Source organism: Paraburkholderia tropica (genome assembly GCF_900109265.1).
GTDB lineage: Bacteria > Pseudomonadota > Gammaproteobacteria > Burkholderiales > Burkholderiaceae > Paraburkholderia > Paraburkholderia tropica.
Genome location: NZ_FNZM01000002.1, coordinates 502277 through 512879 on the forward strand (window position 1 = coordinate 502277; position 10603 = coordinate 512879).

The 10603-nt window shown below is 55.7% G+C and carries 10 protein-coding genes; 9 read left to right on the forward strand and 1 reads right to left on the reverse strand.

The features are described from left to right. Positions 1 to 87 precede the first annotated feature (87 nt). From BMY06_RS04545 to BMY06_RS04585, 9 genes are all read left to right on the forward strand, one after another. Positions 88 to 945, forward strand: coding sequence for an ABC transporter permease (locus BMY06_RS04545; RefSeq protein ID WP_074981710.1), 858 nt, complete (start codon positions 88 to 90; stop codon positions 943 to 945). Beyond that, positions 935 to 2293: an ABC transporter ATP-binding protein gene (locus BMY06_RS04550; RefSeq protein ID WP_074981712.1), complete on the forward strand. Its 1359-nt coding sequence runs from the start codon at positions 935 to 937 to the stop codon at positions 2291 to 2293. Before BMY06_RS04545 ends, BMY06_RS04550 begins: the two co-directional genes overlap by 11 nt. A 30-nt stretch (positions 2294 to 2323) precedes the next feature. Beyond that, entirely contained in the window at positions 2324 to 3073 is a 750-nt protein-coding gene (locus tag BMY06_RS04555; RefSeq protein ID WP_074981714.1) for a class I SAM-dependent methyltransferase, read from the forward strand. 9 nt (positions 3074 to 3082) lie between these two features. Next, positions 3083 to 3760, forward strand: a complete 678-nt coding sequence (locus tag BMY06_RS04560) for an acetyltransferase (RefSeq protein WP_074981715.1) — start codon at positions 3083 to 3085, stop codon at positions 3758 to 3760. Positions 3761 to 3878: 118 nt separating this feature from the next. Then, positions 3879 to 4853, forward strand: a complete 975-nt coding sequence (locus tag BMY06_RS04565) for a GNAT family N-acetyltransferase (RefSeq protein ID WP_074981717.1) — start codon at positions 3879 to 3881, stop codon at positions 4851 to 4853. Beyond that, on the forward strand, positions 4840 to 5250 hold the full coding sequence (locus BMY06_RS04570) for a sugar 3,4-ketoisomerase (RefSeq protein WP_074981718.1): 411 nt from the start codon (positions 4840 to 4842) through the stop codon (positions 5248 to 5250). Before BMY06_RS04565 ends, BMY06_RS04570 begins: the two co-directional genes overlap by 14 nt. A gap of 90 nt (positions 5251 to 5340) precedes the next feature. Next, a complete protein-coding gene (locus tag BMY06_RS04575) occupies positions 5341 to 6438 on the forward strand; it encodes a DegT/DnrJ/EryC1/StrS family aminotransferase (RefSeq protein WP_074981720.1) in 1098 nt (365 codons plus the stop codon). Continuing rightward, a complete protein-coding gene (locus BMY06_RS04580; RefSeq protein ID WP_074981721.1) occupies positions 6438 to 8162 on the forward strand; it encodes a glycosyltransferase family 4 protein in 1725 nt (574 codons plus the stop codon). Before BMY06_RS04575 ends, BMY06_RS04580 begins: the two co-directional genes overlap by 1 nt. Before the next feature lie 50 nt (positions 8163 to 8212). Further along, positions 8213 to 9766: a glycosyltransferase family 4 protein gene (locus BMY06_RS04585; RefSeq protein ID WP_237181331.1), complete on the forward strand. Its 1554-nt coding sequence runs from the start codon at positions 8213 to 8215 to the stop codon at positions 9764 to 9766. A gap of 532 nt (positions 9767 to 10298) precedes the next feature. Here the strand turns inward: BMY06_RS04585 and BMY06_RS04590 are convergent. Further along, the coding region (locus tag BMY06_RS04590; RefSeq protein ID WP_143064403.1) for an integrase core domain-containing protein at positions 10299 to 10603 on the reverse strand (305 nt) is incomplete at its 5' end.

Genomic DNA, 10603 nt, shown 5'->3' on the forward strand with positions numbered 1-10603 from the left:
GTGTTACGTTAGCGTGGTCGACGACAGAGCCTGTAAGGTTCACGCTCGTCGCCACGGAGTTAAGGAGCTTACATTGGAGCTTTACGCATGAGCGCGCCGTTGACTCGGTCGGTCGACCCTCACGCAGCGCCGCCTTGTGGTCCCGGTTCTTTGATTCGAGGACTCTGGCGTAATCGTCAACTGATCGCCCAGATGACGCGGCGCGAAGTGCTGGGCCGCTACAAGGGCTCTGCGATCGGTCTGGCGTGGTCTTTTGTGCAGCCGTTATTCATGTTGACGGTCTACACCTTCGTCTTTTCCGAGGTGTTCAAAGCCCGTTGGGGAGGCGCTGGCGCCGTGCAAAGCAAAACCAGCTTTGCGGTGCTGTTGTTCGTCGGCCTGATCGTTCTGAACCTGTTCTCGGAAGTGATTAATCGGGCCCCTGGGCTGGTCATCGCGAACGTCAATTTCGTCAAGAAGGTCGTCTTTCCGATTGAAGTGCTCCCGGTTTCCACAATGGGCGCGGCCTTGTTTCATGGTTGCGTCAGCGTGGCCGTGTTGTTGGGCGCCTGTGTCGTCTTCAACGGCGGCATTCCCTGGACGGCGATATTTTTCCCGCTGGTGCTTCTGCCGCTCGTGATCGTGACGCTTGGGCTGGCCTGGGTGCTCGCGTCGCTCGGAGTGTTCCTGCGAGATGTCGGGCAGACCATTTCGCTCCTGACGACGGTGCTGATGTTTCTGTCGCCGGTGTTCTACCCCGTGACGGCCGTCCCGCCGCGATTCCGGCCATTCATCATGGCGAATCCGCTGACGTTTGTGATCGAGCAGGCGCGCGATGTGCTTGTTTGGGGAAAGTTGCCTGACTGGGCAGGACTGACTATTTATACGATTGCCGCCTTCGTCGTGGCATGGGCCGGGTATGCCTGGTTCCAAAAGACAAGAAAAGGGTTTGCCGATGTCCTCTGACGATATCGCCATTGGCGTGCATAACCTCGGCAAGCGCTACCAGATTTACGAAACTCCGCGTGATCGGTTGAAGCAATTCGTCTTGCCGCGGCTTTACAGGATGGCAGGCGCGCAGCCGAAGCAGTATTGCAGCGAATTCTGGGCGCTCAACGACGTCTCCTTCGATGTGAAGAAGGGCGAGACGGTTGGCATCATCGGGCGCAATGGCAGCGGAAAGTCGACGTTGTTGCAGATGATTTGCGGCACGTTGAGCCCGACGCAGGGGCATGTCGATGTCAACGGCCGGGTCGCCGCATTGCTCGAGCTGGGCGCGGGTTTTAATCCCGAGTTCACCGGACGCGAAAACATCTTCATGAACGGAACGCTGCTCGGTCTGAGCAAGCAGGAAATCGAAGAGCGTTACGACGATATCGTGGCCTTCGCCGATGTCGGGATGTTCATCGACCAGCCGGTCAAGATGTATTCCTCCGGTATGTATGTGCGCGTGGCATTCGCGATTGCCGCGAGCATGGACCCCGCGATTCTGATCGTCGACGAGGCGCTGGCCGTCGGCGATCTGGCGTTTCAGGCGAAGTGCATGATCCGTCTGCGTGAACTCATGGATCGCGGCACGACCGTGTTGTTCGTGAGTCATGACATGAGCAGCGTACAAAACATCTGTAGCAAGGTGCTGTGGCTCAAGCAGGGGCGTTCAGTCGCTTACGGTGACCCGAAGCAGGTGGTTGGCGAATACATCAGCGAGATGAATCTCGACATCAACCGGATTACGCAGGCACACACGGAAGAAGCTGAAGCCGTAGTCGATGTCGGGTCGACGTCCGTTGCGGAGTCGATTTCCCTGGAACCCGCGATGTTTCTCGACGGCCATACGCGCTATGGAGATGGTCGTGCGACGATTCTGAATGTCACGTTGATCGATCAGCAAGGGCGTCCCACGGAGCTGCTGGAGCTGCATGAGCGATTCACGGTGAGGATCATCGTGAAGGCTAACAACACGATCGAGCGGCCCGCTGTGGGTTATTCGCTGCGCGACTTCAAGGGTAACAAGGTCGTGGGAACCATGAATTCCAATTTCCCCAATGTGGAAATGCCGACATTCGAAGCGGGCAAGGTTTACTGCATTGATGTCGCGGGCGTCAATTCACTCGCACAAGGCGGATACACGGTTGCCGTGGGAGTCGAGCAGATCGTTCAGCAGAATAAGGTTCATCAGTATCTCGATGTGCTCGAGAATGCGAGAGTTTTCCAGAGCACCTTTGGCTCCCGTGCAGAGAACATCTTCCCGGCGATGGTCTGGCAGGATGTCTCGTTCGAGATCAGGGAAATCAAAGCTGGCGTTGCAGTGTAAGTAAAAATTGTCGTTGCTAGAGGTGTGTCTATGGCGTCATCCAACCGGTTTGAAGATATTGGCTTCGAAGATTTCCGGCGCTTTGCGCAGGACCAGTCAATGTCGAAGTACGAGCGGATTGGTTTTCCCGACTCGTATCGCCAGGGCTATGAAGCGTCGATTTTTGCGGATATCTGCGGAAAGCTGAGTAATCTGCAGGCGCAGGGCCGACATGTCGTCGACATTGGACCCGGATGTAGTGACCTGCCGCGCATGCTGGTTGAACTGTGTGCATCAAACAACCATGCATTGACGCTGATCGACAGTCAGGAAATGCTCGACCTGCTCGGCGATGCGGATTTCATTGCCAAGGTGCCGGCGATGTACCCCCAATGCCCGGACTGGATTGCCAGTCAGGTGGGTAAAGTCGATGTCATCTTGTGCTACAGCGTCCTGCAGTATGTCTTCGTCGACGTGAGCTTTTTCCAATTTCTGGACGTATCACTTTCCTTGCTCGCGCCCGGCGGGCAAATGCTGATTGGTGACATACCCAATGTTTCCAAGCGCAAGCGTTTCTTTGCGAGCGAAACGGGCAAGCAGTTTCATATGCGTCATATGAAGACGGATCAGGCGCCCGTCGTGGAGTTCAACAAAATCGAGCACGGCCAGATCGACGACGCCGTTGTAATGGCCTTGGTCGAGCGGGCTCGTGCCCAGGGCTTCGATGCTTATGTATTGCCACAGGGCAATGGGTTGCCAATGGCCAATCGACGCGAGGATGTCCTGATTGTCCGACCTTGAGAGCGCAAAATGACGAAGACAAGAAAGCTGGTGATCCTCGGCGACAGTGCATTCGCTGAAGTTGCCTACGAGTGTTTTACTCACGACTCGGAATACGAAGTCGTCGGGTTCTCTGTCGACTCCGCGTTTCTTACCCGGGACAGCCTCTTTGGCTTGCCCGTGGTCCCCTTCGAGGAGATCGAGCGTTCTTTCGATCCGGGCGAGGTCGAATTTTACGCAGCCCTCGTTTATTCCGAGCTCAACCGTCTGCGAACGCGTTTCTATCAGGCGGCGAAAAGTAAGGGCTATCGCGCCGCAAGCTACGTCAGCAGCAGGGCGTTTGTCTGGCATAACGTCGTGCTGGGCGAGCACTGTTTTATCTTCGAAGACAATACCGTACAGCCCTTCGTCAAGATTGGCGATAACGTCGTGCTGTGGAGCGGCAATCACGTCGGTCATCACTCGGTGATCGAAGATAACTGCTTTGTGTCCTCGCACGCAGTCATCTCGGGCTTTTGTACCGTCGGTAGAAATACCTTTATCGGTGTGAATTCCGCGCTCGCCAACAACGTCGTCATTGGTCCGGATAACTGGCTTGGCGTCGGGGTCAATATCATCAAGAACACCGATGCCGATTGCGTGTTCAAGGGTGAACAGCCCCAACCCTCGAAGGTTTCGGCGCGTCGCTTTTTCAAGGTCAAGGAATGATGGGGAATCGATTGGGCGCTCGCTGGAGCGCCACGAACCCGCCGTTCCTGCATGCGTTCGCGTCCGACGGCGTCGACAAAGGCGAAGTGCGGACTCTCCTCGCCGCGGAGTGGCTCTGGTGACCTTCGACGTTATCCGCTATCGGCCCGACCTGAGCGACGCCTGGGATGCGTTTTGCGCAAACGCAGTGAACGGCACGTTTCTGCATACGCGGCGCTTCCTTGGGTACCACGGTGACCGCTTCGACGACGTCTCCACCTTGCTGATGCAAGGTGACCGCATCGTGGCCGTCTTTCCTGCAGCGCAAGCCCGTCGAGATGCCACGATGGTGGTCAGTCATCCGGGCATAACGTACGGCGGCGTCGTTCACGACGGGACGCTGTGCGGCGAAAGGATGATAGAGGCGCTAGCGCTTTTGTCGGCGCACTACGGCGCGGCGGAGTACAAACGCCTGCGCTATAAGGTCGTACCGCATCTTTACCACCAGCGAGCATCGCAGGACGATTTGTATGCTCTGTTTCGTTTGCGGGCGAATCGGAGCCGTTGCGACCTCTCCTGTGCGATCGATCTGGCCGAGCGTCCGAAGCCGTCGGAGCGTCGTCGTCGGGGATTGAAAAAGGCCAGCAAAGTCGTCTCTGTCGCCGTTGGTGCCGAGCAAGTCGCAGCCCTGTGGCGAGTATTGATCGATAACCTCGAGCGCAAGCACGGCGCGGCGCCCGTTCATACCCTGGACGAGATGAAACACCTGATCGCCTTGTTTCCCGAGTCGATCGAGTTATTTTGCGCCACGATCGAAGGACAAGTCGAGGCGGGAATCGTTGTGTTCAAAACACCGAAGGTCTGGCATGCGCAGTACATCGCAGCGAGCGACGTTGCCTATTCGGTGTCCGCGCTCGATGCGGTATTTGAACGCGCGATTGAAATCGCCCATTCCGGAGGAATCCGATATTTCGATTTCGGAACGAGTAATGAGTCCGAGGGTACCGTTCTCAATCAAGGTCTGTATCAGTACAAGCATGAATACGGCGGTGGCGGAGTGGTACACGAGTTTTACGACATAGATCTATCAGGTAGCCACCATGCCGATTTCTGATTGCAAGATCATCAATTTTCCGAAGATCACCGACCCGCGGGGGAATCTGACTTTCCTTGAGGGGAACCGGCACGTTCCTTTTGATATCAAGCGGATTTTCTATCTGTACGACATCCCGACCGGCGAGTCGCGCGGTGCGCACGCGCACAAGGAGTTGCATCAGCTTTTGATCTGCTTGTCGGGCAGTTTCGACGTTGCGCTCGACGATGGTACGGAGCAGAAAACGGTTCACCTGAATCGCCCGTGGCAAGGACTCCATATCCCGCCGATGATCTGGGCCGCAGAACTCAACTTCGATCCTGGTTCAGTCTGCCTGGTGCTGGCCTCGATGGCTTTCAATGAATCCGACTATTTCCGGGAATACGAGGACTACTTGCGTGCAGTTCGCGCAAGCTGAATGCCGGAAGATCGGTGAATTTCGCCTGAGGAATGTTCGAATCATGCGGAACGACTATAGCGATTCCGTTTGAGAGTAAGGAGCACGATTGTGAAAGTACCATTCCTTGATGTCCGTAGCGCCTATCTCGAACTTAAGCCTGAACTCGATCGAGCCGTCGCACGCGCCCTCGATTCTGGCTGGTATATCTTCGGGGCCGAGGTCGCACAATTTGAAAAGCTGTTTGCGGAGTACACGAATGCGCGCTTCGCCATTGGTGTGGGCAACGGCCTGGACGCTTTGCGAATCGCCTTGATGGCAATGGGCGTGACCGAGGGCGATGAAGTCATCGTGCCCTCCAATACCTATATTGCGACCTGGCTCGCTGTGACGCAATGCGGCGCGCGTCCGGTTCCTGTCGAACCCGATGCGAATACGCTCAACATTGATCCGCTTCGTATTGAAGAGGCGGTGACCGAAAAGACCAAGGTTATCCTGCCTGTTCACCTGTACGGGCGGCCGGCTGACATGGGGCCGATCCTCGACATCGCCAGGAGGAAGGGGCTGAAGGTGCTCGAGGACGGTGCACAGGCACACGGTGCGCGATATCGAGGTGACATCATTGGCGCTCATGGCGACGCAGTCGCCTGGAGCTTCTATCCCGGCAAGAATCTCGGCGCCTTTGGCGACGCCGGCGGCGTGACAACCAACGACGCGGAATTAGCCGAAAGAATTCGCGTGATCGCGAACTACGGCTCGAAAGTGAAATATGTCAACGATGTCTGCGGTGTGAATAGTCGGCTTGATCCCATTCACGCGGCGGCGCTGGCCGAAAAATTGCCGCTGCTGGAAGAATGGAATGCGCGCCGTACCGCTATCGCAAACTTTTATCACCTGCACCTGAAGAATTCGTCAGTAAGCGTTCCTGCGCTCGATCCGGATTGTGTGTCGTCCTGGCATTTGTTCCCAATATTCTCGCCGCGTCGCGATGCGCTGCAGGCGCACTTGAAGGAGGCGGGAGTCGAATCATTGATTCATTACCCGATTCCGCCCCATCTGCAAGAGGCGTACGGATTCCTTGGTTTCCAGAAAGGGGCCTTTCCGATCGCTGAAGCGCTGGCTGACGAAGAACTCAGTTTGCCTATTGGCCCGCACATGAGCCTGGACCAGGCTGCGTATGTTTGTGAAACGATAATAAACTTCCAGTAATGCAAGACTTGAAACTCGACGGCCTGCAAGAATCGGTCGCGAATAGTATTTCTCAGGCGCGATTTGGCGATGCTCTGCTGAGCATCAAGTCGTTCGCCGAAGAGGTTATCAACGATCCGGAATCGATTGCTGTCGTTTTCGCCAGCCGGGAGATCGATAACCTGTGCACGGCAGTGGCGGATGCCTATTACGCCGACATTCATCCGGAGAAAGGTGGCTGTCAGGGGACCGTCGTTCTGGCGACGGAACTCGTCAGGGCCGGCGGCCACGTCGAGCTAATCAAGGACTATCTCGCGTCAGGACAATTTCCAGGGCCTGTCCGTGTCGTTCAGACGGATCTATTCAATCGAGTCGATCTCGCGCTGATCGCGGACTGGCAATCGCTTCTTGGCTGCGAAGTGTATGTCACGAGCCAGCCGGAACTCGACGGAAAACTGAGCGCGCTAACTGAAAAGTTGCGTGAGTGGAATCCTTCCACGATCTTGACGCTGGGCCATAACCAGGATGTCGTGTGCGTGGTCGGTGCCCACTTTCCGGGCGTCACCAACCGCTATTACATTCACCACGGGGACCACCATCTGTCTCTCGGCGTGACATGCGATGCGTTTCAGCACGTCGATCTGCACAACATGTCCTATGAGTTGTGCAAGAACGAGATCGGTGTGCGGCATCAACTCTATTGGCCGCTTGGCAGCAGGAATCCAGAGAGAACGAAAAACCGTTTTCTCGAGCGCGGAGCGCTGACTACGTGTTCATGTGGTCGAACGTCTAAATTCGAATCCGGAACCTACGATCTGCATTACGAGCGTGCTGTCGCGCGCATTTTGGCGGCGTCAGGCGGCTACCATATCCATATTGGTGAATTGCCGGAGACTTTCCTTCAGCGAATTTACGCGGAACTCGATGCAGCGGATGTCAGCCGTGATAGGTTTATTCACATCGAGTGGGTCGCTTCGTTGTCGCGCGCACTGATTGAACATTCGGTCGATGTCTATATTTCCTCTTTTCCGCTCGGAGGTGGAAAAGCATTGATCGAAGCGATGTCGGTTGGGCTGCCTGTCGTTACCCACGACTCTTACCGTTCTCGCTATCACGGTGGTGGCGATCTCACCTATCCGGGAAGCTTTTCCTGGGTGGAGTATGAGGATCTCAAAAATATTTTTGAGCGTTGGGACGAACCGCTGCTTAAACAGCACAGTGAGGCCGCATTACAGCACTTTCGCCGCTACTACTCCGAAGAGGCGTTCTTGAGTGCCGTCGCGAGCGGCGCTGATTGCGCACAGCATGTACCACCACTGCGTCGCTATCGCCAGAATCACTTGAAGAATTATCTCGATTTTCGGCGTAGGCGGACGGAGAGAATGGGGCACCTTGAAACCGAAAATGCGCGAATTCTCGCTGAGTGGCAAAAAGTTTTCACAGCGTATGATCGATGTGTGAAAACGATTGATGAAGTCGTAGCCGAGAAGGACAGAGTCTTTGCAGAGTGGCAGAAGGTCCACCTAGCGTATGAGGAGTGCAAAGGAGTGATTGCACGCCAACAGATCGCCATTGAACAGTTGACGCAAGATAGAGATGCTTTAAACGCCTCATATGCTGCAATGAATGCCTCACACGCTGCGATCGTTCAGGATATCATGGATCGCCAGCTCAGAGATAAAGAGCGCTCGTCTACGTTGGGCAGCAAATTCAGGAGGTTGTTGGCTGTCGTGTTGGGGAAATAAAGCTGGATACACCGTCTAAAACTAATTTTTAATTTATTTTTTCAACGCAGATGAGAATATTCAACAATCTATTCGAGGCTTTTCGCCGCAGAGTGGTGCGATCAAATCCGGGCTTGCCCAATGATTTTGATCCTGATGTGTATTTGAAACTGCATGATGACGTGCGTGAGGCAGGTGTCGATCCGGCACAGCACTACATGGAATTTGGCATGGCGGAAAAGCGGCCTTATCGGCTCCCTCCAGAAAATAAAGCTGTCGTGCGCCGCCTGGGTTGGGGTAGGCGTTCGACGCCGGCCGATTTCGATCCTGCGGTCTATCTTAGACTTCACGCGGATCTGCGCGATGCGGGCGTCGATCCGGTCGCGCACTACATCGAATTTGGAGAGGCGGAGAAGCGGGAGTATCAATTTCCGCCTTTCGAGTACCTGCGAAGCACCGTCTTTGATCCCAAACGACAAACAGCGCTGCTGGTGACGCACGAGTGCTCGCTCACCGGTGCGCCGGTACTCGTTTACAACATAGCCGAACAATTGTCTGGCTCCATGAATGTGATCGTTCTCTCATTGGGAGGCGGCATACTCGAAGAGCTATTCAAGGAACTGGATGTCACTTTTGTGCCAGCGCACTATGCGCGCTTCAGTAGTGCACATGCAGAATACGTCATTGGCTGCGTTACGCGAGACCTTTCGCCATCCTTCGCAATCGTCAATAGCATTGAGTCGCAGTGGGTCGTCGAACCGCTTCAGCATGCGGGCGTGCGCACCGTTAGCTTGATTCACGAATTCGCGTCCTGCTATCCGGATCCTGCGGCGCGATTCAACGCCATGATGACCTTGCCTCAGCAAGTCGTGTTCTCGTCGGAAATCACGCTCAAGGATGCGGCTAGATTCGTCAGTGGCTACCAGCCTGAAAGGACCCATGTGTTGCCTCAGGGGCGCTCCAGAATCCCGGGTAAGCGCACGCAGGACGCCTCGGCAGAGAAGGAGCAGCAAAGGTTGCGTTCTATTCTCCGTCCGTCCGGACAACAGGCGCCGAAATACGTGGTGCTCGGTGCAGGGTCGGTCAACTATCGCAAAGGCATCGATCTCTTCCTTCAATGCGCGCGTGCGGTTTTGTCGAAAGTCGGGGAGGGCCAATGTCGGTTCATTTGGATCGGACAAGGTTACGAGCCGCGAAAGGACGCGGCGTACTCTGTCTATCTGGAGGACCAGATCACGCGTGCGGGTCTTTCGGATTCGGTCGAGATTATCGGTGAGACCACCGAGATCGAAACGGCTTATCAACTGTCTGATCTCTTTCTGCTGAGTTCGAGACTGGATCCCTTGCCGAATGTGGCAATTGATTCGATGTTCTTCGAGAAACCGCTTGTTTGTTTCGACAAAACGACGGGGATTGTCTCCTTCCTGGAGAGTATCGGGCTGAAGGATCCTTGCGTCGCGGACTATCTGGACGTCGAAGGCATGGCTAGCAAGGTGGTGCGCCTGCTTACAGAGCCTGAACTCAGATCGCAGGTGTCTGCTACGCTTGCCGCGCATGTCGCGGAAAGCTTCGATATGGAGCAGTATGTGCGCAATATCGTTGCACTGATTGAGCCGGTTGCTTAATGCAGAGCTCGGCTAGTTGCAGTAGCAGGCTGACAACGTAGACTTTGATGTCTCAGAGGCAGTGAGTGCCGGGAGACAACACTTGAGCGAGTCGGTTACGCCGTTCTTGCCGGGTCATGCTGTTGCGGGGGCCGGGGGATCTGCCGCGCGCGCCTTTGCGCACGATGTGTGCGCAAAGGCTGTAAGCGGGGCGTTGCCTCGCTCAGCCACCATCTACCGACTGCATCGCATGGTGGTCGTCAGCAATGATCTTTGTGCACATCGGCGTCGGGTGGACTGCTGCCTGAGGCCGCGCTAGAGGTGAGCGTCCGTTGGGTGCCAATGACGGTCTACGTTGCCGCGTTTGAACAGCTCTGTGGGGCCATTCATCAGTTCAGATGTGCGATACGTTGGCCGTCAAGGTCACCGCGCTGTGATGGTCCCGCTGGAAAGTGGGCCGCAGCTCTGAATAGCCATATTCAGAGGGAGGCGGCCAGGCAGAGTACGATTGTTGCGGATTGAACCGAGCCGGGAATCGTGGAGGCTATTGGGTTTAAGTTAAAGCAGGCGCATCCGCAGTATTTCTGAGTTGCCTGTAGTAGTTTGCCTCAGCTTCAGCGGGCGGGATATAGCCGAGCGGTTCCATCAGTCGATGATGATTGAACCAGGCCACCCATTGCAGCGTTGCCAGTTCGACGGATTCCTTCGTTTTCCACGGGGCGCGCCGATGAATCAGTTCCGTCTTGTACAGGCCGTTAATCGTTTCAGCCAGCGCGTTGTCATAGCTATCGCCACGGCTGCCGACCGAAGGCTCGATGCCCGCTTCGGCCAGACGTTCGCTGTAGCGAATGCTGACGT

Excerpts from the sequence above, each read along its gene's own strand:
- BMY06_RS04555 (WP_074981714.1), top strand. The coding sequence starts at position 2,324 with ATGGCGTCATCCAACCGGTTTGAAGATATTGGCTTCGAAGATTTCCGG.
- BMY06_RS04560 (WP_074981715.1), top strand. The coding sequence starts at position 3,083 with ATGACGAAGACAAGAAAGCTGGTGATCCTCGGCGACAGTGCATTCGCT.
- BMY06_RS04580 (WP_074981721.1), top strand. The coding sequence starts at position 6,438 with ATGCAAGACTTGAAACTCGACGGCCTGCAAGAATCGGTCGCGAATAGT.
- BMY06_RS04585 (WP_237181331.1), top strand. The coding sequence starts at position 8,213 with ATGAGAATATTCAACAATCTATTCGAGGCTTTTCGCCGCAGAGTGGTG.
- BMY06_RS04545 (WP_074981710.1), top strand. The coding sequence starts at position 88 with ATGAGCGCGCCGTTGACTCGGTCGGTCGACCCTCACGCAGCGCCGCCT.
- BMY06_RS04570 (WP_074981718.1), top strand. The coding sequence starts at position 4,840 with ATGCCGATTTCTGATTGCAAGATCATCAATTTTCCGAAGATCACCGAC.
- BMY06_RS04550 (WP_074981712.1), top strand. The coding sequence starts at position 935 with ATGTCCTCTGACGATATCGCCATTGGCGTGCATAACCTCGGCAAGCGC.